This window comes from Streptomyces sp. NPDC023527 (genome assembly GCF_055560115.1).
In genome coordinates this window covers 38,590-59,621 of the sequence record NZ_JBVHJJ010000003.1, presented here as the reverse complement: position 1 = coordinate 59,621, position 21,032 = coordinate 38,590, and the positions used below count along the sequence as shown (strand labels likewise).

The window sequence follows — 21,032 nt, the reverse complement described above, 5'->3', positions numbered from 1 at the left end:
GAAGTCGACCGCGTCAGCGGACGTCGCCCATCAGGCCTTCGATCCGCTTGCGGGACATCCACACCGCGAAACCGGCCAGGGTGGCGGCCGCCGCCTGCGCGAGGATCACGCTGGTGCCGTTCAGGTCGGCGCCCGCCTCGGTCAGCAGGGTCATCGTGCAGTCGCCCGCGGTCACCGCGAGGAACCAGACACCCATCATCTGGCTCGCGTACTTCTGCGGCGCCATCTTCGTGGTGAGCGACAGGCCGACCGGGGAGAGGCACAGCTCGCCCATGGTCTGGATGCCGTAGATCATCAGCAGCCAGGCCGGGGTGACCTTCGTGCCGTCGGTGGCCATCGCCATCGGGATGGCGAAGACGAAGAACGAGGCACCGATGATGACCATGGCCATCGAGAACTTCACCGTGGTGCTCGGCTCGCGGTTGGAGCGGGCCAGCCAGAGCCACATCGACGCGAAGATCGGGGCGATGGCCATGACCCACAGCGGGTTGACCGACTGGAACCAGGTCGACGGGAAGTCGATGCCGAAGACGTTGTCCGCGGTCTTCTTCTCGGCGAAGGTCGACATCGTCGAGCCGGCCTGGTCGAAGATCATCCAGAACACGGCGGCGGCGACGAAGAACCAGATGTAGCCGCTGACCTTGGTCTGCTCGCTCGCGGACAGTTCCTTGTCGCGCTTGATGCGGGTCAGCACCGTGATCGGGATGGCCACGCCGAGCAGGGCGAGCGGGATGGTGGCCCACTTCTGCGAGAAGTGGCCGGTGCCACCGACGACGCCGTAGAACGCGGCGGCGACGGCCAGCCAGAGGAGGGCCTTCATGAGCGTCGACTTGCGCTCGGCGGCCGTCAGCGGCTTCGGGACGACGCTGCTCTTGGGGCTGAGGTGGCGGGTGCCCAGCATGAAGATGATCAGGCCGATGCCCATGCCGATCGCGGCGATCGAGAAGCCCAGGTGCCAGTTGACCTTCTGGCCGACCGTGCCGATGACGAGCGGAGCGGCGAAGGCACCGGTGTTCACACCGATGTAGAAGATCGTGAAGCCGCCGTCGCGGCGCGGGTCCTGCGGGCCGTCGTAGAGGTGGCCGACCATCGTGGAGATGTTGGCCTTCAGCAGACCCGAGCCCATCGCCACCAGCGCGAGGCCGGCGAAGAAGCTCGGCTTGCCGGGGATCGCCAGGGCCAGGTGACCGGCCATGATGATGCCCGCCGCGATGGCGACCGTCTTGCGCGGCCCCCAGACTCGGTCGCCGAACCAGCCGCCGGGCATGGCGAGCAGGTAGACCATCGCCACGTAGACGGAGTAGATGGCCACCGAGCTGGCCTCGGGCATCGCCAGACCGCCGCCCTGGCTGTCCGGCTTGGCGTCCGGGCCGCCAGCGATCAGGTAGACGACGAGGAGAGCGCGCATGCCGTAGTAGCTGAAGCGCTCCCACATCTCCGTCAGGAAGAGAGGGGCCAGGCCGCGGGGGTGGCCGAAGAAGGTCTTGCCGCCGCCGGCGGCGGGAGTGGTCTCCTGCGGGGCCGGGGCCGCGCCCTTCGTAAGGCTGGACGCCATGGTCGATCCTTGTGTGCTCGGGACGCGTGGAGCTGCTGCGCGCCCGGGTGGGGGTGGGCCGGCACCGGCTACTGCACCGCCCGCCCCCCACGCCCCAGGGGTTCCGCACCTCGCTGAGGGACGGACAGGACAGCCGTATTCCGGGATCCACGCCCCCGCGCACCTTCGCGCGGCGGGCCCGGCCGACAGGTCATTCACTGTGAAACAAGGCTGAGGGATTCAGCCCCGCGCACAACAGAGACCTTCGGTGTGTCATACGGCCCGAAGGTCCCTCGGTGGTGCTACAGACGTCTGGTAACCATACGTCACACCCCGCCCGCAAATGGAAGGAGTTGAGATATGGATCACAGCTTGCGGCGGAACCATCCGCACACTTTCGAAGGTGAGTTTGTTCTTGGAGAAGTGTTGCCGTAGGTAGCTGTCAGTACACCTCTGACGTGCGCCCGAGCGGACTACCATCTGTCCATGACCCGAGTACTGCTCGCCGAGGATGACGCGTCCATCTCGGAGCCTCTCGCGCGCGCGTTGCGCCGCGAGGGTTATGAGGTGGAGGTGCGCGAAGACGGTCCCACGGCGCTCGACGCCGGCCTCAAGGGAGGGGTGGACCTGCTCGTCCTCGACCTCGGGCTGCCCGGGATGGACGGCCTGGAGGTGTGCCGCCGACTGCGCACCGAGGGCCACGGCTTCCCGGTGCTGGTCCTGACCGCCCGCGCCGACGAGGTGGACACCGTCGTCGGCCTGGACGCCGGCGCCGACGACTACGTCACCAAGCCCTTCCGCCTCGCCGAGCTCCTCGCGCGCGTACGGGCCCTCCTGCGGCGCGGCACCGTCGACTCCCACCAGCAGCCGCCCGCCACCCATGGCGTGCGCATCGACGTCGAGTCGCACCGGGCCTGGATGGGCGAGGAGGAACTCCAGCTCACCGCCAAGGAGTTCGACCTGCTGCGGGTGCTGGTGCGCGACGCGGGCCGGGTCGTCACCCGTGACCAGCTGATGCGCGAGGTCTGGGACACCACTTGGTGGTCGTCCACCAAGACCCTGGACATGCACATCTCCTGGCTCCGCAAGAAGCTCGGCGACGACGCCGCGAACCCCCGCTACATCGCCACTGTCCGTGGCGTCGGCTTCCGCTTCGAGAAGAGCTGATCCCACCGGACTCAGGGCCCACCCGGGCTGCTTACGTACCACCCCCGCCCGGAGGACACCGTGCGCCGCCGACTGATCAACTCCACGCTCGCCGTCGTGCTCGTCGTGATCGCCGTCTTCGGGATCTCGCTCGTCATCGTCGAGACCCGCACGATCGAGAGCAGCGCGCGCGAGAGCGTGCAGTCCGAGGCCGTGCGCCTGGTGAGCATCGTCGACAGCCGGCTGCTGGGCAAGGAGCGCGTGGAGTCCGAGGTGCTGCGCGAGCAGATCACCCCGGACCGGTACGCCCGGATCGAGATCCCCGGCCGGTCGACCATCGAGATCGGCACCCCGCCCGAGGGCGGGGTCATCAGCACGACGCAGAAGGGCGAGCAGGGCGAGACCGTACGGGTCGAGGAGTCCCGCTCCACCGTCAGCCGGGAGCTCGGCCGGACCCTGCTGGTGATCCTCGCGGTGGCCCTGCTGGCCGTGGTCGCCGCCGTCTTCCTGGCCGTACGACAGGCCAACCGGCTCACCGCGCCGCTCACCGACCTCGCCGAGACCGCCGAGCGGCTCGGCTCCGGCGACCCCCGTCCCCGCCACCGCCGCTACGGCGTGCCCGAACTGGACCGCGTCGCCGACGTCCTGGACGGGTCCGCCGAGCGCATCGCCCGCATGCTGACCGCCGAGCGCAGGCTCGCGGCGGACGCCTCGCATCAGCTCCGCACGCCGCTGACCGCGCTGTCGATGCGGCTGGAGGAGATCACGCTCACCGACGAGCCCGAGACGGTCAAGGAGGAGGCGACCATCGCGCTGGCGCAGGTGGAGCGGCTCACCGACGTCGTCCAACGGCTGCTGACCAATTCCCGTGACCCCAAGTCCAGCTCGGCCGTCGTCTTCGACCTCGACGAGGTCATCAAGCAGCAGCTGGAGGAGTGGCGGCCGGCCACCCGCAGCGAGGGGCGCGCCATCGTGCGCTCGGGCAAGCAGGGGCTGCGGGCCGTGGGCACGCCGGGCGCGGTCTCGCAGGTGCTCGCGACCCTCATCGAGAACTCGCTGATGCACGGGGACGGCACGGTGGCCCTGCGCACCCGGGTCACCGGCAACCAGGCGGTCGTGGAGGTCACCGACGAGGGGCCGGGCGTGCCGCCGGACCTGGGGGCGCGGGTCTTCGAGCGGACGGTCAGCGGCCGCAACTCCACCGGGCTGGGGCTGGCGGTCGCCCGCGACCTGGCGGAGGCGGACGGCGGGCGGCTGGAGCTCCTCCAGGCGAACCCGCCCGTGTTCGCGCTCTTCCTGAGCCGCGAAGGGGACCACCCCGAGCGGGGCTAGGGCGAAGAGCCCCGCGGAGCCGACGCGGGCCTGCGGGGACGCTCCTAGCGGCCGGTCCGCGGGCCGCCGGCCCGGGGCCCGCTCGCCGCGTCGACCGGCTGCGGCGGCGCCGCCAGGAACGATTCGGCAGTCTCTACGGCAGCGCGCGCCGGCAGCGCGCGGAACACCCAGGTCCGGTAGGACCAGAAGCGGAAGACCGTCCCTATGCCGAGGCCGATGACATTCTTGGCGATGTTGTCCGCGAGGGTGGACGTGAAGCCGAAGCCGTAGTGCGACAGGCCCAGGATGCCGTTCTCGATGACCAGGCCGACGCCGCTGAAGAGCAGGAACAGCGACAGTTCGCGGCTGCGGCGATTGCGGTCCGCGTCGCGGTACGTCCAGTAGCGGTTGCCCACGTAATTGGCGGCGATCGCGACCGCGGTGGCGATGATGCCCGAGCGCACCACGGCGAGGCCGAAACCGTGGATACAGATGTTGAAGACGATGAAATTGACCACGAACCCGATGGCCCCGACCGCGCCGAATTTCGCGATCTCGCGGACCAGCCGCTCCAGCCGGGAACGCACTGTCCGCCGTTGACTCGTCACGATCTCAGGCTCCGTCGGTTCGGCGTCAGGGGGCGTGGGGCAGCATTCATGCTATCCAGCGACCCCGGTGGTCGATGGGCCGAGTCGGTGAACGCGAGACGAACGCGTGCCATATCGGCCAAGCCCGCACATGCTGTCTCTTCGGATGATCCTCCAGGCCGGGTCCGGGGTGGTTGGCGCGTACGGATACCCTGGGGGCGTGACGTTCCCGGTAGTCGGCATGGTCGGCGGCGGCCAGCTCGCCCGTATGACCCACGAGGCGGGCATCCCCCTCGGCATCAAGTTCAAGCTGCTCAGCGATACCCCGCAGGACTCGGCGGCCCAGGTGGTCAGCGATGTCGTCATCGGCGACTACCGCGACCTGGACACCCTTCGTGCTTTCGCACAAGGCTGTGACGTGATCACCTTCGATCACGAGCACGTTCCGACCGAGCACCTCCGGGCCCTGGAGGCCGACGGCATTCCCGTCCGCCCCGGGCCCGACGCCCTGGTGCACGCCCAGGACAAGGGCGTGATGCGGGCCAGGCTCCAGGAGATCGGGGTGCCGTGCCCACGGCACCGGATCGTCGAGGACCCCGCCGACGTCGAGCGCTTCGCGGCCGAGGGCGATGGTTTCCCCGTCGTCCTGAAGACGGTGCGCGGCGGATACGACGGAAAGGGGGTCTGGGTCGTCCGAAGCGCGGAGGACGCGGCTGAGCCCTTCCGCGCCGGAGTGCCCGTACTCGCCGAGGAGAAGGTCGACTTCGTCCGCGAGCTCGCGGCCAATGTCGTCCGCTCCCCGCACGGCCAGGCCGTCTCGTACCCCGTCGTCGAGTCCATCCAGGTCGACGGCGTCTGCGACACCGTCATCGCCCCCGCGCCGGACCTCTCCCAGGAGCTCTCCGCACGGGCCCAGCAGCTCGCCCTGAAGGTCGCCCAGGAACTGGGCGTCGTCGGACACCTCGCCGTGGAGCTGTTCGAGACCCGCGACGGCCGCATCCTCGTCAACGAGCTCGCGATGCGCCCCCACAACTCCGGCCACTGGACCCAGGACGGCGCGATCACCTCGCAGTTCGCCAACCACGTCCGCGCCGTACTGGACCTCCCGCTCGGCGATCCCCGCCCGCGCGCCAAGTGGACCGTCATGGCCAATGTGCTCGGCGGCGACTATCCCGACATGTATTCCGCCTACCTCCATTGCATGGCACGCGATCCTGGCCTGAAGATCCATATGTACGGCAAGGACGTCAAGCCCGGTCGGAAGGTCGGACACGTCAACACCTACGGCGACGATCTGGCGGATGTGCGTGAGCGCGCGAGCCACGCCGCCGGATATCTGCGAGGAACGATCACGGAATGAGTTCTCCTCTCGTCGGCATCGTCATGGGCTCCGACTCCGACTGGCCCGTCATGGAAGCAGCGGCCAAGGCCCTGGCCGAATTCGAGGTCCCCTACGAGGTGGACGTCGTCTCCGCGCACCGGATGCCGCGCGAGATGATCGCGTACGGGGAGCAGGCCGCCGGCCGCGGCCTCAAGGCGGTCATCGCCGGCGCCGGGGGAGCGGCCCACCTGCCCGGCATGCTCGCCTCCGTGACCCCGCTGCCGGTCATCGGCGTGCCCGTACCGCTGAAGTACCTCGACGGCATGGACTCCCTGCTGTCCATCGTGCAGATGCCGGCCGGCGTGCCGGTCGCCACCGTCTCCGTCGCGGGCGCCCGCAACGCCGGCCTGCTCGCCGTCCGGATGCTCGCCGCGTACGACAGCGACCTCCAGGCGCGCATGCGCCACTTCCAGGACGAGCTGAACGAACAGGCCACCGAGAAGGGCCGGCGGCTGCGCGCCAAGGCCGCGAGCCAGGACTCCTTCGGCTTCGGGAAGTGACCGCCGTGACCGACGCGTCCGCCGCCTCCGGCCACCTCGCCCGCGCCCGCGAACTCCTCGCCGCGCACCCCGTCGTCGACGGTCACAACGACCTCCCCTGGGCGCTGCGCGAGCAGGTCCGCTACGACCTCGACCGGCGCGACATCGCCACCGACCAGAGCGCCGACCTGCACACCGACCTGCCCCGGCTGCGCGCGGGCGGCGTCGGCGCGCAGTTCTGGTCCGTGTACGTACGCACCGACATGGCCGGCGACGAGGCGGTCAGCGCCACGCTCGAACAGATCGACATCGTCCAGCAGCTGATCGCCCGCTATCCCGGCGAGCTGCGGCTCGCGCTCAGCGCCCACGACATGGAGACGGCACGCGCCGAGGGCCGGATCGCCTCCCTCATGGGCGCCGAGGGCGGCCACAGCATCAACAACTCCCTCGCCACGCTCCGCGCCATGCACCGGCTCGGCGTCCGCTATATGACGCTGACCCACAACGACAACATCGCGTGGGCGGACTCGGCGACCGACGAGCCGAAGGCGGGCGGTCTGACCCGCTTCGGCGAAGAGGTCGTCCGGGAGATGAACCGCACCGGCATGCTCGTCGACCTCTCGCACGTCTCGGCCGACACCATGCGGGACGCGCTGCGGGTCTCCGAGGCGCCGGTGATCTTCTCGCACTCCTCGGCACGCGCCGTCTGCGACCACCCGCGCAACATCCCCGACGACGTCCTCGCCGCGCTCGCCGCGAACGGCGGCGTCGCCATGGCGACCTTCGTCCCGAAGTTCATCCTGCCCGCGGCGATCGGCTGGACCAAGGCCGCCGACGAGAACATGCGCGCCAACGGCCTGCATCCCCTCGACACCACGTCCGCCGGCATGGCGGTGCAGCGCGCCTTCGAGGCGGAGCACCCGCGCCCGCTGGCCACGGCCGCGACCGTCGCCGACCACCTCGACCACATGCGCGAGGTCGCGGGCGTCGACCACATCGGCGTCGGCGGCGACTACGACGGCACGGCCTTCACCCCGGCCGACCTCGCCGACGTGGCCGGCTACCCCAACCTGGTCGCGGAGCTCCTGCGCCGCGGCTGGTCGGAGACCGACCTGGCGAAGCTGACGTGGCGCAACGCGGTACGCGTCCTCGGCGACGCGGAGAGCGTGGCGCGGGACCTGCAGACCCGCCGCGGCCCGTCGATCGCGACCATCGACCAGCTGGACGGCTGACCGCCCCGCCCCGGGCGGGCCCGGCCCGTCAGGGGAGGATCAGGCAGAACGGGTGGCCGGCGGGGTCCGCGTAGACGCGGAAGTCACGCCGGCCGTCCTGGTCGTCGATGTCCAGCGGCAGCGCCCCGAGCGCCAGCACCCGCTCCTGTGCCGCCTCGATGTCGGTGACGTCGAAGTCGAGGTGCAGCTGCTGCGAGTTGTCGTCGGAGCTGGGCCAGTTCGGCGGTACGTAGCCGGGGGCGCGCTGGAACGCCAGCCGGTGACCGTCCTCCAGGAAGAGGTCGACCCAGTCGTCGTCGGCGCCGCCCTTGATCTCGCCGCCGAGCACCTCGGCGTAGAAACGGGCCAGCGCCAGGGGCTCGGGACAGTCCAGGACGATCGCGGTGATCTTCGCGAAGCCCATGCTCACTCCTCCTCGGATGGAACCGGACGGGGAAGAGACGGGTTCCCCGCCGGGGGCCGGGCTACGCCTGCGGCCGGCCCATCGCCCGGAAGGCCCAGCCGGCCCCGCGCCAGGCGCCGGAGTCGAGCGCGTTGCGGCCGTCGAGGATCCGCCGCTCGGCCACCACCTCGCCCAGCGCGGCCGGGTCCAGCTCGCGGAACTCCGACCACTCCGTCAGATGCAGCACGACGTGCGCCCCGCGGCACGCCTCCAGCGCGGTCGGCGCGTAGGCGAGCGTCGGGAAGAGCCGGGCGGCGTTGTCCATGCCCTTGGGGTCGTAGACGGTGACCTGGCCGCCCTGGAGGTGGATCTGCCCGGCGACATTGAGCGCCGGGGAGTCCCGCACGTCGTCGGAGTCCGGCTTGAACGTGGCGCCGAGCACCGCGACGCGCTGCCCGAGGAAGCTGCCACCGACCGTCTCACGGGCCAGCTCGACCATGTGGCCGCGGCGGCGCATGTTGATCGAGTCGACCTCGCGCAGGAACGTCAGCGCCTGGTCGGCGCCCAGCTCGCCCGCGCGGGCCATGAAGGCGCGGATGTCCTTGGGCAGGCAGCCGCCGCCGAAGCCGATGCCGGCCCGCAGGAACTTCTTCCCGATCCGCTCGTCGTGGCCGATGGCCTCCGCCAGCTTCACCACGTCGCCGTCGGCGGCCTCGCAGACCTCGGCCATGGCGTTGATGAAGGAGATCTTCGTGGCGAGGAAGGAGTTCGCGGCGGTCTTGACCAGCTCGGCCGTGGGGTAGTCGGCGACGACGAACGGCGAGCCCTCGCCGATCGGGATCGCGTACACCTCGCGCAGCAGCTTCTCGCCACGCTCGCCGGAGACGCCGACGACGATCCGGTCCGGGTGCAGGGTGTCCTGGACCGCGAAGCCCTCGCGCAGGAACTCGGGGTTCCAGGCCAGCTCGACGTCCGCGCCCGCCGGCGCCCGCTCCGCCAGCAGCCGGGCGAGCCGGGCCGCGCTGCCGACCGGGACGGTGGACTTGCCGACGACCAGCGCCGGCCGGTGCAGCACCTGGGCCAGCGAGGAGAAGGCGGAGTCGACGTAGGACATGTCGCAGGCGTACTCGCCGTGCTTCTGCGGAGTGTTCACACAGACGAAGTGGACGTCGCCGAATTCGCCGACCTCCTCCCAGGAGTCCGTGAAGCGCAGCCGCCCGGTCGAACCCTCGATTCCGGCCACATGGCGGCGCAGCAGCTCCTCCAGGCCCGGCTCGTACATCGGGACCTTGCCGCGGCCGAGCATCTCGATCTTCTCGGGGACCACGTCGAGGCCCAGCACCTCGAATCCGAGTTCGGCCATGGCGGCGGCATGGGTGGCGCCGAGGTAGCCGGTGCCGATCACGGTGATCCTGGGGGCCATGCGGTGCTCCATGTGCTGACGGGCTGGACTGCGCCCCGAGCATAGTCGGGGCCGGGCAGGGGAAGGACCTGGGGAGACGCCATGACCACCGGGCGCAGCGCGGACCCTGTGCGGACGCTGTCGGCAAGCTCACGTATCCCTGTCCGGAAGCCGCCCCCTAGAATTGGGTTACTAAACGGTAGTTAACTTTTCAGGGGAGTACGCCTTGGCGGGATCAAAGGACTTCGACCTGTACCGGCCGGCCGAGGAGCACGACGAGCTCCGGAAGGTCGTTCGCCAGCTCGCCGAGGCGAAGATCGCGCCGTTCGCCGCCGAGGTGGACGAGGAGGGTCGCTTCCCACAGGAGGCGCTCGACGCGCTGGTCGCCTCCGACCTGCACGCCGTGCACGTCCCGGAGGACTTCGGCGGCGCGGGCGCCGACGCCCTGGCGACCGTGATCGTCATCGAGGAGGTCGCGCGCGTCTGTGCCTCCTCCTCCCTGATCCCGGCGGTCAACAAGCTGGGCTCGCTGCCGGTGATCCTCTCCGGTTCCGAGGAGCTGAAGAAGAAGTACCTGGGCCCGCTCGCCCAGGGCGACGCGATGTTCTCGTACTGCCTCTCCGAGCCCGACGCGGGCTCGGACGCGGCCGGCATGAAGACCAAGGCCGTGCGCGACGGCGACTTCTGGGTCCTCAACGGCGTGAAGCGCTGGATCACCAACGCCGGCGTCAGCGAGTACTACACGGTCATGGCCGTCACCGACCCGGAGAAGCGCTCCAAGGGCATCTCCGCGTTCGTCGTCGAGAAGTCGGACGAGGGCGTCTCCTTCGGCGCCCCCGAGCGCAAGCTCGGCATCAAGGGGTCCCCGACCCGCGAGGTCTACCTCGACAACGTCCGGATCCCCGCCGACCGCATGATCGGCGAGGAGGGCACCGGCTTCGCCACGGCGATGAAGACGCTCGACCACACCCGCATCACGATCGCGGCGCAGGCGCTGGGCATCGCCCAGGGCGCGCTGGACTACGCCAAGGGCTATGTCCAGGAGCGCAAGCAGTTCGGCAAGCCGATCGCGGACTTCCAGGGCGTGCAGTTCATGCTCGCCGACATGGCCATGAAGATCGAGGCCGCCCGCCAGCTGACCTACGCGGCCGCCGCGAAGTCGGAGCGCGGCGACAGCGACCTCACCTTCCAGGGCGCGGCCGCCAAGTGCTTCGCCTCGGACGTGGCCATGGAGGTCACGGTGGACGCCGTCCAGCTCCTCGGCGGCTACGGCTACACCCGTGACTACCCGGTCGAGCGCATGATGCGCGACGCCAAGATCACGCAGATTTATGAAGGCACGAACCAGGTCCAGCGGATCGTCATGGCCAGGAACCTGCCGTAGCGGCATTTTCGCAGGTCAGAGGCAGTTTTCCGCTATCGGAACGGCAGTCTCGGGCTTCGGTCCGTTCCGGCCCGGTCGGGGCCGTTCCTGGCGTCATGCTGGGGAGATCCTGGGCTGACGCTGGGGTGAAAACGCCCTCTGACCTGCACATATGACACAGCCCCCGGCGTAGCGCCGGGGGCTGTTCGTTTGGGTCGATCAGGCGACCTCGGCCCGCTCGGTGGGGTCGTCCGCGCCGGGTGTCAGCATCGTTGCGATGGCCGCCCTGCCGCGCTGCTCGGCTCCCTCGAAGATGTAGTGATAGTGCTGCCGCAGCACGTCCGTGCTGCTGTGGCCCATCCAGTCCGCCACGTCGTTCTCAGGGACGCCTGCGTAGAGCAGGCGAGACCCGTAGTAGTGCCGGAGGGCGTGGGGCTTGCAGTACGGCACCTTGCCTTTGGTGAGCGCCGTCAGCCAGATCTTCGGGTAGAAGTACGACGCGTACAGGTAGCCGGTCCGGGTGACGTTGGGGAAGAGCAGGCCCTCCGGCCCCCACACTCCGTGGTTCTTGATGTGCCGCCGCAGCTCGAAGGCGACGTTCGGCGGGAGCGGGACGATCCGGCCGGGCTCCTCCTCGTCGCGCGCCTTGATGTGCCGACGCTGAAGCGCGCTGTTCTTGCCCGACTCGGTCTCACCGTCCTCGGTGATCTGAAAGTCGACCCGTAGCGTCTCGGCCTTGAAGTCGATCTGGTCGCGGGCCACGCCCATGGCCTCGCCGAGCCGCAGACCGCAGCCGGCCATCAGCCAGAGCATCGCCCGGTACCGGGGCGGGCAGCTGTCCAGCAGGGCGAGGACTTCCCGCGTCGTCAGCCGCCGCGCCTTGGTCTTGTGCTCGCGGATCTCCTTGGCGCGGCTGCCCGCATGCCTGATCTTCTTGCAGGGGTTACGGCCGATGATCTCGTTGATCACGGCCCAGTCCATCATTCCGGAGAAGAACGAGAAGCGCTGGCGGCGTGTCCTGGCGGCCAGCTTGCGGTCGGTCTCCATCCACAACAGCCACTGCTCGACGTCCGCGACCTTCAGGGAGCCGATGGAGCGGGCCTTGAAGAAGGGCTCGATGGTCGTCGTCAGGATCGACCGGTACTGCTTCTTGGTGCTGTTCTCCAGCTTTCGCTGGGTCGTCCACTGCTGCCAGACGGCCGTCACGGGCTGCTTGGCCAGTTTGTCGTCGAGGTAGGTCCCCGCGTCGAGTTCCCGCTCCTTGCGCTTGCGCTGGTCGTCAGCGCGTTTCTTGGTCTCGAACGTCTTCTGCCGTTGCTTGCCGTCGGGGTCGTACCAGTAGGTGGTCCACTTCTTCGGATCGTCCGTGGACCGCGCTACCCATGCCCTTGCCACTGCCGTGCTGGCCTCTCTGGTCGGTGAGCGGACCGCCCCCCATGTCGTCCTTGGTCGGCCCGTGCCTCAGTCTGCCCGGCATCCACCCTTGCTTGTCAACCCGGGGTGGTCCACTCCGTGTGGTGTAGCCTCGGCGTATGCGAGCAGAGGAAAGCGGCTTCGAGATCAGCCAGCAGCAAGGGAGCTGGGTGATCCGGATGTGGTGGCCGGCGGGCCCGGTGACGGGCGGCCCGCAGCGCATCACCGTGGAGGCGGCCGATGACGCGTCTTCTCGGGATGTGGTGCGCGGAATCTCCACAACGGTGCTTCGCAGGCTGGACATCGCAGCGGCCATGAACGCGGCCAAGCTGGCCCCTGAGGCCCAGCGCACCTTGGAGGACGTGACGCGGAAGCTCACCGAATCCGGGGAGGCCGCAGGGGCGCTGCTGGCCGACGAAGGCGTCTCCGAGCGGTACCTGGCCATGCTGGCGGCGACCTACAAGGGCATGGCCGACAGCGGGGCGCCTGCGCCCGTTCCCTGGCTGGCCCGGCTGATCGACCGACGTCCGGAGACGGTCAAGGACCACCTCAAGAAGGCCCGCCGGGACGGCTATCTGAGCACGCTGGCGGGCAAGGCCGGAGGGGACTTGACCGACAAGGCCAAGGCGGTCCTGGAATCGATGGCCAGCGCGGTGAGATAGCCGCTTCCTGTCGCGCACTCAGCTTCATATTTCGTCAGCCCCCGAGGCCACTCGGGGGCTGTTCTGTTTCGGAGGACCTTTGACCAAGCTGATGACCGTTGCCGACGTTGCCGAGTTCCTGGGCAAGCCGCCTTCCTGGGTGTACGACAACTGGCGCCGCGAGGCATTGCCGTTCAAGAAGGTGGGGCAAGCGTTGAGGTGCCGCCCGACCGAACTGGAGCGATGGTTCGACAACCGAGCTGACTGATACCGGGGTGTCACGCCGTCAGGGCAAAGTCACCCATCCAGGGGTGAGGCCAGTCACACTTTCCGCTGTTGGTGTCCGATCCGGGCCCACCGGACACCGACATTTATTTTGAGCGGGTTCTACATCTAGAGCTACCTCCTCCCCCCTGAGGGGATTTTTTATTTGGCCTCTCGTTCTACAAATCTCTGGAGTGATCGTGAATCTCTATGACCCTGTTCGTGGCAAGGCTCGACGCAAGGAGCTTGGCCTGTCCGTTCCTCAGATGGCTGCTCTGTGCGGAGTTTCACCGATGGCCATCTACAAGTACGAGGCCGGGGACCTTCGGCCGAGCTTTCTGACGTTCATCAAGCTGGCTCACCATCTGCGCATCAGCGTGGCTTCGCTGGTGGAGCAGGCGGAGCAGCGGTGTCAGACCGCAGACGCTGAAGGCTGGAACGTGCTCGTCAAGGCCATCTACGCCGCCGAGGCGCTGCGGCACCGGGAACAGGGCACAGGCCGAATCCTGATGACGAAGGCTGATGCCCGAGCCGCAGCGGAGACCGACCGCTCCGGCATCGGCCCCCAGGCCGCCATGAGCCTCTGATGACCTGGAAGGTCACCCCGCACGACGAGTGGCGATACGAGTTCACCATCCGCTGCGAGGTCTGCGGGCTCACGAAGGGCGTGGACTCGCACAGCGTTGCTCAACGAGCCTTCCACTGCGGGCGCTCGGCACAGGTCAGCGCCCCGAATACAGCCGTTTTCTTTATTAGGAGTTATCCATAGTCACTCTGCACGACGCCGTTCAGGACAACGACTTCGCCATCAGCCACATCGTGGCGTCCGGAGCCCTCGCCCTTCTCAAGGGTGCTACCGGGCTCGCCAACACCGTTCACCGCGACGCACAGGAAGACTTCCGGGGCGGTGTCGGAGACAAGGTCCGCATCCGCCGCCCGGAGATCATCGAGGCGAAGAACTTCGCCGGGTCCGTCAATGCGCTGGCCAAGCCGATCAAGGAGAACACGGTCGAGCTGGAGATCACGGACCAGCCGCTCGTGGCCACGGACCTCACCGACCGCGAGATGCGGTTCAGCATCGCCGACTTCGAGACCCAGGTAACCGGCCCGCAGGCCGCCGGTGTCGCCGACTACCTCGAACAGCACATCGCCAACACGATCAGCACCAGGAGCGCCGCCAACGCGTCCGGCCTGATCACCATGGACCCGAAGAACCCGCGTATGGCGATCATCGACGCCATGACCTACCTGGACAAGGCCCGGGTCTCCGGTACCCGGTATCTGGCCGTTGACCCGGACGTGAAGAACGCCCTCATGAAGGACGACAACTTCAGCCAGGTCAGCCAGGCCGGCACTGCCGAGTCCCTGCGCGGCGGCGTCATCGGCTCGGCGTACGGCTTCGTGGTCGTCTTCTCCCCCTACGTTAAGGGCGCCGTGGCCTACGTCGAATCGGCCTTCGCCATGGCCGTCTGCCAGCCGGTGGCAGTCCGCGGGACCTTCTCCTCAGGCGGTGCTGACCGGGGCTACGCGATGCGCTGGCTGCTGGACTTCAACGGCGACACCCTCAAGCAGCGGTCCATCATGGACTGCTACGTAGGATCCGCCGTCCTGGACGAGCGCCGCTCGGTTGGCTTGGCTCTAAAAGTTGCCTGATCGGTAAGTGAGCTGCCCGCTGACGGAGCCCTTGAAGGAAGCTGAGGGCTCCGTCATTTCTCCCGAGAGGTTTGCAGGACGTACCTTTCGACGGACAGTCGAATCAGTCTTTTGTTTCCAGATTCAGGGCAGTAGAGGATGTACGCTCTGTCGCTGCTTCCGAGATGCAGCATGGGGTTCCGGCAGCATGGAACGGAGTTCGGATCTCCGCTTTGTACTGGCGTCACCTGCACCACGCGATGAGCGTAAATATCGAGGGTGACAAAGTGCAGTACGCGAATTGGATCGACGGGGCTCCCGCTCACCGCAGTGCGTGCCCGCTCTGAAACCCACCATCTATGCGTCAGCCACCCAACTGCGAGAATGAACAGCCCCAACGCAAAAGCCTGAAAGAAGAATCTCCAATGCATTCGCATGGACTCTTTCACGGGAAGCTTCCTCTTGACGGAATGCTTGAATACGTCAAGATGCCCGCACTTTCTGCACAGCCACCGGCCGAGGCGGATAGCTTGAGGCTTCAGCAGGCGGTAGGTGCCATAGAGGGTTCCAAAAAAAGCAATGGCCAAAATCATAATTGCGAAGATGAAGCCCCAGGAACGAGTAAGTGTATCTGTGTATCCGATGCCGACATCTGTCAACGTGAGCCCGAAGGCCCCGTAGAAAGAATCGTAAAGGGCGGCAAGCACGCAGAAGAGGATGAGGCCCCCGACGATTACGAGATCTGCGAAGCGCTCAATAAGCTTTAGCCAGGATGGCTTTCTTGGATCGGCTGATTCTGCGGACTTGTCGGTGTCGGTCATGCTGGGGACAGTACCGAGATGCCGCCTCTCTCGAACCGAATCACCCGAGAGGACACCCACTGGGAGGCGTCAATCCCACGGGCAGAGGACGTTCCAGGTGCTGGATGTCGGTGTCCTTCTGGTCGTTTCGGATGCCGAACATCGCAAGAGTGCGAGGAATCACGTGTTCTCGGTGGCATTAATTTATTAAATTGCCCCGCCGGTCATCAGTGGGGTCTTGTGGGGGACTTTGAAGGCCTGAATCAGGCCCCCGGGGGCCCTGATCGGCTCTGGGTCGACACTGGTGAGGCCGCATGAAGCCTTCCTGGTCGATTGTCCGGGATTTCATACCCGTACATACCTGGAGAACCGGGCCCGCGGCGGGTCCTATTCTTTTCCCAATGGGCATTACCCCGTTTTGAGTAATGGTCTAGAAATCTGTCCGTTATCGTTTCGTGATAGGGGTCGGGCAGGATGTTGATCAGTACCGCAACAGTGAATGCGGCGGCCGTAAGAGCAACGCTCCGGCCACTCACTGAGACTTCACCTGCCAGTCCGAATCAAAGGATTCCCGCGCCATGCGTAAGACCGTGCTCGTTCCCGTGCACAAGAGCTTCTGTGACGCTCATATAGCGAAAGACGGGAGCGAGGTAGAGGCGACGGCGACGCTGTCTCTGGGGTCCTGCACGTGGGATCTGTGCCTGGAACACGACGTGGTGTTCGGCCGGTACCTGACGGATGCCCTGGGGGTACCTGTTGAGGCTCCGGCCGCACTGGTGGTCACGGAGCAGAACGACGCCGAAAGCCTGGGCCAGCCCCCTGCTATTGAGGGCCGCACCTCGGACAGTGGGGGTCAGACCCCAACTATGAGCGTGAGTGGACAGGACGAACCGGAGGACGACGACGATCCGGCCGAGGGCGAGCAGGGCGAGCCGGTGCGTCCGTCCGTGATGGTCAGTGGCGAGGTGCCCGGCTACACGATCGACGAGGCACGGGAAGCGGTGCGTAACTGCGGCTACGACGTGGTGGGGCGTGCTGACGACTCCACCGTGCTGATCATCTGTGGTGAGGGTGCGGAGCGGAACGCCACGAAGCTGGCCGACGCGAGGGCACGCGATGTGCCCTGCATGGATGCGTCCGCACCGGGTCGCTTCAAGTCCGCTGTCCGAGCCGGTGAGTTCACCGGTGGTGACCCGCTGCCCGAGCCGGTGAAGATCGGTCGGTCTGGGGTGAGTGCGCGGGAGCGGAACCGGTTGGTTCGTTCGTGGGCCAGGGACAACGGCTTCACGGTCCCAGAGAAGGGACGCATTCCGATGCACGTGCGGCACGCCTACGAACTCAACCGCCAGACCGAGGCCGTGGAGGAAACGGTAGCGGCCTGAGCCGCGCCCATGGTGGCGGGCGCGTCGGGCGCCCGCCCTCCCCAGCCGTCCCCCTGTACAACTCTCACTCCTGAACATCGAGGAAGCATGAGCACCCCGGTTCTCTACGGTCCCATCGGCCGGGCCGTCCGCAAGATCACACCCTTTCTTGAGACTGACGCCTTGGGGGTGTACGTCGCCGCCCTGTCGATGTGGTCGGCCGCGATCGGCGGCACGGTCAAGGTGTCATCCCGAGGCCACGCCCGCCCCGTGCTGGTGTGGTCGGCGCTGGTAGCCGGGACCGGCAGGGGTAAGGGAACCGCGCTGCGGGCAGCGCTTCACGTCCTGGACGAGCCCCTGAGCCGCTTCCTGGCAACACACACCACGTCCGGGATCACCTCCGGGGCGAGCCTGGTGCGTCACCTCTGGGAGCAGCAGGAGACAACGGCCGAGACTGAACACGGCCGGGACGTCCGGGCTCTGGTGGTCGAGGAGGAGTGGACGGAGGTCTTGAAGCGGGTCAAGCGTGACCCGTCGTTCACCACGAAACTCCGGGCCGCGTGGGACGGGGCAACGCTCCGCAACACCACCAAGGAAGAGGCCCAGGAAATCCGCGACCCCGCCATGGTTCTCCACTCGCACATCACACCGTCCGACTGGGCCAAGTACGTGGGCGAGTCCGAGGCTGCGGGCGGCTCGTACAACCGCATCCTTCCCTTCCTGCTCGCCTCGGTGCCGATGCTCGATGACGACCGTGTGAGCCTGCCGAAGCTGGACGGCTCGGAACTGTCCGACGCCTACGCATGGGCCACCGCCCGCCCCTGGGTGATCACCCTGGCCGAGGACGCCCGGCCGCTGTGGCGGACCGTCCGCCGGTACGCCCGCATCCTGGGCGAGACCCTGCCCGAGGGACAGGCGGTGTTCATCGAGCGGACCGCCGAACAAACCCTTCGGGTCGCGGCCTGCCTCTCAGCCTCCGAATGCTCCGAGACCATCACAGACGACATGCTGTTCGCCGCCTTCACCCTCGTACGCCGCTCCGTCCAGGACGCCGTCCGCATCACGCGGGGCGCCACCACCCCGAAGACGAAGCGCCAGCCGCTCAGCCTCGCCGACAAGGTCCGGGCCCGCATCGAGATGCACGGCGGACGGGCCACGTCCTCTCAGGTGCTCCCGTACGTGGGGGCGACCACAACGGAGGTCAGGGAACTGCCCGGAATCGCCGTCACCGTGCAACGGGAAGGGAAGACCGGTCGACCGAAGACGGTCTTCACGATCTGCGGTGACAGTTCCCATCACCCTGAGCGCCAGCCGGCGAGCGCGGGCAGTGAGCAGAACCGGGACGCTTCCCGTTACGCGGAGCCGCAGCCGGCCAGCGCGGAGCGTGAGGGGAACAGTGCCACTGTCGTGCACCTCGATGCCTACCGCCCGGCACCCGTGCAGGCCCCGAAGCCCGCGCCCGAACCGAAGCGCTTGGAACCGCTCGCGGACAACCCCTTCCGAGCTCTCCTCTAACCAACCAAAGAAACGCCCCGGCCATCACAGCCGGGGCGTTCTTGCTTTGCTTTGGCTCAGCCCACCACAGCGCGAGCGATCAAAGTCCCGATGTGGTCAGGCTCGGGGGCGTCGAGAACCCGCACATCCGCCGTCTCGAACCCAGCCCGCAGAAGGAGACTTGCCCACTTCCGGGGTGTGTAGCTGTACCGGTACGTGTACATGGCCTTGCCCGCGAACCCTCCCTTGTACATGCCCTGTGGCCCGTACGCACCAGGGATGGCCGGAGGCTGGGAGAAGGCGAGCACGCCGCCCGGATTCAACCGCTTGGCAGCGAGCGGGAGCAGCTTGGCCGGATCGGTGAACCAGGCGGCCCCGAAGATCGAGTAAACGGCGTCGTAGGTGTCCGTCGTGGTGCTCAGGTAGTCCAGCACTTCGGCACACACGAACCGCGTTCTCAACGGGCCCCATCGTTCAGTGGTGTTCGCGACCATGACGGGAGAGAGGTCCACGCCCGTTGCCTTCACGCCTTGCTGTGCGAGGTAGGCCAGCGCTCGCCCGGTACCGCATCCGATCTCCAGGACGGTTGTCGGGTCGCCCAGCAGTTCGGGGCCTGGTCCGTGCCCGGCGTACTGCGTCCAGCAGAAGACAGGGTCGGCGTCGAACACCTTGTCCTTAGTGCTCTCCGCGAAGGTGTCCCAGAGTTCGCGTTCGCTTTCGATGTCGTGTCGTGCGGGCAACGGCGCTTCCTCTGTGTCGGGGCGGGCAAGAAGGTGCCCCCACCCCTGGTTCGGACCGGGGGCGAGGGCACTCTAGTCCCGCGTCAGTGGCTGTCGGGGACCTTGTTGTCACACGGTGAGCAGTCGGACGCGTCCACCGCCCACAGCTCGTCATCGACGGTGAAGCCGTTCTGGCGCAGCAGCTCGGCCGTGCGCATCACGGTGCCATCCCGGCGGCGTTCGATGAGCGGGGCGTGGTGCTTGTACCGCCCGGCGTTGTACTCGTCGCACAGGGCGAAGTACAGGGGCGTGTCGAGGATGAGCTGGTGGACACCGATGTCCACCGTGTACCCGACGCCCATGTCCACGCCGGGGTTCTCCATGGCTGTGATCAGGTAGGCGATGCCCTGCCCAAGGATGCGTTCGGCGAGGCTTCGGACGGCCACGCTGTCACGCAGCAGCAGACGAACCTCGCGCTCCCACAGGTCCTCTACCCCCACATCGGTGACCAGGTGCGGTACTCGCTCCTGCACGGCATTGAGGATGATGCGCGGATCGCGGGTCCGCGTCTGGAGTGCTGTTGCCACCATGTTCCCTTTCTCTCGATGGAGCGGGGTGGTGTACCGGAACCCGTCCCAGCCGCCGGCTGTCGTGCTGGGGACCGGACGAGGGCTTCAGGAGGACGCCGGGCTATGCGTCGTGACCCTGGTCGCGCTGGCGTCGCTGCGCCGACTCGGCGTAGATCAGCGCGTTGATCAGCTTCCGCACGGTGGGCAGGGGCACGGTTCCCAGGAAGACCGACGGCTCACCGGAGAGGGATGCCCGGCCCATCACCTGGGGCCAGGAGTCCGGGTCTCCGACCTTGATGCCCATCTCCGCCAGCACCCGTCCGAACATGAACGCGGTGTCGTCGGCTTTCTTCTTCCCCGCCATGAAGGCGTCGGCTTGCTGGGCGGCTGCTTCGGTGTCCGTGGCCATGAGGAGACGCTAGGGACCGGTGCTCTTCGACGGCCAGGAACTTGCGACTTCTTGCGCGCGGATCTACCTGAGCGCTTCGATGGCCGCAGTGATCAGCGCCTGGGCGCGACCGCCGTAGACAGCCATGCTGGACAGTTCGTTGAACGCCTTGGCGTAGTCGGCGATCTCGCGTGGTTGCACGACGTTGATCTTGGCTGTCAGGTTCTCGACTGCGACCCGCCGGTCATCGAACAAATAAAACGCTTCCAGCGGCCACACCTTCCGCTGACCTGCGGAGGGGATCACCCCGAGCGACACGGACGCCAGAGGCATCAGCGAAAGCAGGTGCCTGAGCTGCCCAGCCATAGTCTCGATGTCACCGATCTGACTCCGGAGAACCCATTCTTCGATCAGGACAGCGAACCGGTGCCCGCCTTCGTATATGAGGCGGCTTCGGGCCATCCGGGCCGGTACGGCCTCGGCGACATCGTCGGGGGTCTCGTGGAAGTCGGTCATCGACCGCATCAGGGCCGTGGCGTACTTGGGGGTCTGGAAGAAGCCCGGGATCACGTTGGAGACGTAGATCCGGAACAGCGAGGTCTGCTCGTAGCCGCTGATCAACCGCTCTTGTGCCTGCCGCAGTCCTGTCCGGTGACGCCTGCGCCACTCGACATACATGGAGTCGGCTGCTCGGGCCGTGGCGATCAGGTCGGCTGCTTGGTCCTCCACCCCACAGGCAGCGCACCACGCACGGATGTCGGCGTCCGTGGGCGCTGCCTTGGCGCTCTGGATTCGGCTCGTCTTCGCAGGGTGCCACTCGCACCGGACGGAGAGCTCATGGCCGGTGATACCGGCGTCCTTACGGATCTCCACCAGCCGCTCGGCAAGAGCTTCGCGGGCGGCCTGGGCGCTGGAGGACGGCGACGTGGACATC

General features: G+C 67.6%; 22 protein-coding genes. 12 read left to right on the top strand and 10 right to left on the bottom strand.

The genetic code is table 11. From position 1 onward, the window contains the following. Positions 1–13: 13 nt before the first annotated feature. Positions 14–1,555 carry a peptide MFS transporter gene (locus ACZ303_RS07150; protein WP_467335939.1) on the bottom strand — a complete coding sequence of 514 codons (1,542 nt, stop codon included), beginning with the start codon at positions 1,553–1,555 and terminating at the stop codon, positions 14–16. Positions 1,556–2,020: 465 nt separating this feature from the next. Here ACZ303_RS07150 and ACZ303_RS07145 point away from each other — a divergent pair, with 465 nt between their 5' ends. Beyond that, positions 2,021–2,701 (top strand): response regulator transcription factor, encoded by a 681-nt coding sequence (locus tag ACZ303_RS07145; RefSeq protein WP_467335937.1) that lies wholly within the window; start codon positions 2,021–2,023, stop codon positions 2,699–2,701. A 60-nt stretch (positions 2,702–2,761) separates the two neighbouring features. Beyond that, the gene (locus ACZ303_RS07140; protein ID WP_467335935.1) at positions 2,762–4,012 is read left to right on the top strand and encodes an ATP-binding protein; all 1,251 of its coding nucleotides are present in this window, start codon (positions 2,762–2,764) and stop codon (positions 4,010–4,012) included. A 44-nt stretch (positions 4,013–4,056) separates the two neighbouring features. Here the strand turns inward: ACZ303_RS07140 and ACZ303_RS07135 are convergent, their stop codons facing one another. Next, positions 4,057–4,599 carry a GtrA family protein gene (locus ACZ303_RS07135; RefSeq protein WP_467335934.1) on the bottom strand — a complete coding sequence of 181 codons (543 nt, stop codon included), beginning with the start codon at positions 4,597–4,599 and terminating at the stop codon, positions 4,057–4,059. Positions 4,600–4,798: 199 nt separating this feature from the next. On the opposite strand from ACZ303_RS07135, the gene ACZ303_RS07130 reads away from it, so the two are divergent. From ACZ303_RS07130 to ACZ303_RS07120, 3 genes are read left to right on the top strand one after another with little or no spacing between them, the layout of a single operon-like run. Then, positions 4,799–5,938 carry a 5-(carboxyamino)imidazole ribonucleotide synthase gene (locus ACZ303_RS07130; RefSeq protein WP_467335933.1) on the top strand — a complete coding sequence of 380 codons (1,140 nt, stop codon included), beginning with the start codon at positions 4,799–4,801 and terminating at the stop codon, positions 5,936–5,938. Then, positions 5,935–6,459, top strand: coding sequence for a 5-(carboxyamino)imidazole ribonucleotide mutase (gene purE / locus ACZ303_RS07125; protein WP_467335931.1), 525 nt, complete (start codon positions 5,935–5,937; stop codon positions 6,457–6,459). Before ACZ303_RS07130 ends, purE begins: the two co-directional genes overlap by 4 nt. Then, the gene (locus ACZ303_RS07120) at positions 6,456–7,670 is read left to right on the top strand and encodes a dipeptidase (protein WP_467335929.1); all 1,215 of its coding nucleotides are present in this window, start codon (positions 6,456–6,458) and stop codon (positions 7,668–7,670) included. The genes purE and ACZ303_RS07120 overlap by 4 nt, the downstream gene beginning before the upstream one ends. Before the next feature lie 28 nt (positions 7,671–7,698). Here ACZ303_RS07120 and ACZ303_RS07115 read toward each other — a convergent pair whose 3' ends face one another. Together ACZ303_RS07115 and ACZ303_RS07110 are read right to left on the bottom strand one after the other, a co-directional pair. Beyond that, positions 7,699–8,073, bottom strand: a complete 375-nt coding sequence (locus tag ACZ303_RS07115) for a VOC family protein (protein WP_467335927.1) — start codon at positions 8,071–8,073, stop codon at positions 7,699–7,701. A gap of 61 nt (positions 8,074–8,134) precedes the next feature. Continuing rightward, positions 8,135–9,475, bottom strand: coding sequence for a UDP-glucose dehydrogenase family protein (locus ACZ303_RS07110; protein WP_467335925.1), 1,341 nt, complete (start codon positions 9,473–9,475; stop codon positions 8,135–8,137). 205 nt (positions 9,476–9,680) lie between these two features. On the opposite strand from ACZ303_RS07110, the gene ACZ303_RS07105 reads away from it, so the two are divergent. Then, the gene (locus ACZ303_RS07105; RefSeq protein WP_467335923.1) at positions 9,681–10,838 is read left to right on the top strand and encodes an acyl-CoA dehydrogenase; all 1,158 of its coding nucleotides are present in this window, start codon (positions 9,681–9,683) and stop codon (positions 10,836–10,838) included. Between the two features lie 198 nt (positions 10,839–11,036). Here the strand turns inward: ACZ303_RS07105 and ACZ303_RS07100 are convergent, their stop codons facing one another. Beyond that, entirely contained in the window at positions 11,037–12,212 is a 1,176-nt protein-coding gene (locus ACZ303_RS07100; protein WP_365965938.1) for a tyrosine-type recombinase/integrase, read from the bottom strand. A gap of 137 nt (positions 12,213–12,349) precedes the next feature. On the opposite strand from ACZ303_RS07100, the gene ACZ303_RS07095 reads away from it, so the two are divergent. The 4 genes from ACZ303_RS07095 (at position 12,350) to ACZ303_RS07080 (ending at position 14,788) form a co-directional block, all read left to right on the top strand. Continuing rightward, positions 12,350–12,892 carry a hypothetical protein gene (locus ACZ303_RS07095; protein ID WP_467335921.1) on the top strand — a complete coding sequence of 181 codons (543 nt, stop codon included), beginning with the start codon at positions 12,350–12,352 and terminating at the stop codon, positions 12,890–12,892. Positions 12,893–12,971: 79 nt separating this feature from the next. Continuing rightward, positions 12,972–13,139 carry a helix-turn-helix domain-containing protein gene (locus ACZ303_RS07090; protein WP_365965940.1) on the top strand — a complete coding sequence of 56 codons (168 nt, stop codon included), beginning with the start codon at positions 12,972–12,974 and terminating at the stop codon, positions 13,137–13,139. A 190-nt stretch (positions 13,140–13,329) separates the two neighbouring features. Continuing rightward, complete coding sequence (locus tag ACZ303_RS07085; protein ID WP_467335917.1) at positions 13,330–13,722, top strand: helix-turn-helix domain-containing protein; 393 nt, start codon at positions 13,330–13,332, stop codon at positions 13,720–13,722. 232 nt (positions 13,723–13,954) lie between these two features. Further along, the gene (locus ACZ303_RS07080) at positions 13,955–14,788 is read left to right on the top strand and encodes a major capsid protein (protein WP_467335916.1); all 834 of its coding nucleotides are present in this window, start codon (positions 13,955–13,957) and stop codon (positions 14,786–14,788) included. Positions 14,789–14,841: 53 nt separating this feature from the next. Here ACZ303_RS07080 and ACZ303_RS07075 read toward each other — a convergent pair whose 3' ends face one another. Beyond that, entirely contained in the window at positions 14,842–15,588 is a 747-nt protein-coding gene (locus ACZ303_RS07075; RefSeq protein ID WP_467335914.1) for a hypothetical protein, read from the bottom strand. Positions 15,589–16,145: 557 nt separating this feature from the next. On the opposite strand from ACZ303_RS07075, the gene ACZ303_RS07070 reads away from it, so the two are divergent. Further along, positions 16,146–16,949, top strand: a complete 804-nt coding sequence (locus tag ACZ303_RS07070) for an Lsr2 family DNA-binding protein (protein ID WP_467335912.1) — start codon at positions 16,146–16,148, stop codon at positions 16,947–16,949. A gap of 87 nt (positions 16,950–17,036) precedes the next feature. Then, on the top strand, positions 17,037–18,443 hold the full coding sequence (locus ACZ303_RS07065) for a DUF3987 domain-containing protein (protein ID WP_467335910.1): 1,407 nt from the start codon (positions 17,037–17,039) through the stop codon (positions 18,441–18,443). Between the two features lie 56 nt (positions 18,444–18,499). Here the strand turns inward: ACZ303_RS07065 and ACZ303_RS07060 are convergent, their stop codons facing one another. The 4 genes from ACZ303_RS07060 to ACZ303_RS07045 all read right to left on the bottom strand — a co-directional run bounded on the left by ACZ303_RS07060 (position 18,500) and on the right by ACZ303_RS07045 (position 21,031). Next, positions 18,500–19,162, bottom strand: coding sequence for a class I SAM-dependent methyltransferase (locus ACZ303_RS07060; protein ID WP_467335908.1), 663 nt, complete (start codon positions 19,160–19,162; stop codon positions 18,500–18,502). Between the two features lie 83 nt (positions 19,163–19,245). Then, the gene (locus ACZ303_RS07055; RefSeq protein ID WP_467335906.1) at positions 19,246–19,731 is read right to left on the bottom strand and encodes a hypothetical protein; all 486 of its coding nucleotides are present in this window, start codon (positions 19,729–19,731) and stop codon (positions 19,246–19,248) included. Between the two features lie 100 nt (positions 19,732–19,831). Continuing rightward, positions 19,832–20,119: a hypothetical protein gene (locus ACZ303_RS07050; RefSeq protein ID WP_467335904.1), complete on the bottom strand. Its 288-nt coding sequence runs from the start codon at positions 20,117–20,119 to the stop codon at positions 19,832–19,834. A 63-nt stretch (positions 20,120–20,182) separates the two neighbouring features. Next, a complete protein-coding gene (locus tag ACZ303_RS07045; protein WP_467335902.1) occupies positions 20,183–21,031 on the bottom strand; it encodes a helix-turn-helix domain-containing protein in 849 nt (282 codons plus the stop codon). Position 21,032: the final 1 nt, after the last annotated feature.

Excerpts from the sequence above, each read along its gene's own strand:
- ACZ303_RS07150 (WP_467335939.1), bottom strand. The coding sequence starts at position 1,555 with ATGGCGTCCAGCCTTACGAAGGGCGCGGCCCCGGCCCCGCAGGAGACC.
- ACZ303_RS07145 (WP_467335937.1), top strand. The coding sequence starts at position 2,021 with ATGACCCGAGTACTGCTCGCCGAGGATGACGCGTCCATCTCGGAGCCT.
- purE (WP_467335931.1), top strand. The coding sequence starts at position 5,935 with ATGAGTTCTCCTCTCGTCGGCATCGTCATGGGCTCCGACTCCGACTGG.
- ACZ303_RS07115 (WP_467335927.1), bottom strand. The coding sequence starts at position 8,073 with ATGGGCTTCGCGAAGATCACCGCGATCGTCCTGGACTGTCCCGAGCCC.
- ACZ303_RS07110 (WP_467335925.1), bottom strand. The coding sequence starts at position 9,475 with ATGGCCCCCAGGATCACCGTGATCGGCACCGGCTACCTCGGCGCCACC.
- ACZ303_RS07095 (WP_467335921.1), top strand. The coding sequence starts at position 12,350 with ATGCGAGCAGAGGAAAGCGGCTTCGAGATCAGCCAGCAGCAAGGGAGC.
- ACZ303_RS07075 (WP_467335914.1), bottom strand. The coding sequence starts at position 15,588 with ATGACCGACACCGACAAGTCCGCAGAATCAGCCGATCCAAGAAAGCCA.
- ACZ303_RS07070 (WP_467335912.1), top strand. The coding sequence starts at position 16,146 with ATGCGTAAGACCGTGCTCGTTCCCGTGCACAAGAGCTTCTGTGACGCT.
- ACZ303_RS07065 (WP_467335910.1), top strand. The coding sequence starts at position 17,037 with ATGAGCACCCCGGTTCTCTACGGTCCCATCGGCCGGGCCGTCCGCAAG.
- ACZ303_RS07055 (WP_467335906.1), bottom strand. The coding sequence starts at position 19,731 with ATGGTGGCAACAGCACTCCAGACGCGGACCCGCGATCCGCGCATCATC.
- ACZ303_RS07050 (WP_467335904.1), bottom strand. The coding sequence starts at position 20,119 with ATGGCCACGGACACCGAAGCAGCCGCCCAGCAAGCCGACGCCTTCATG.
- ACZ303_RS07045 (WP_467335902.1), bottom strand. The coding sequence starts at position 21,031 with ATGTCCACGTCGCCGTCCTCCAGCGCCCAGGCCGCCCGCGAAGCTCTT.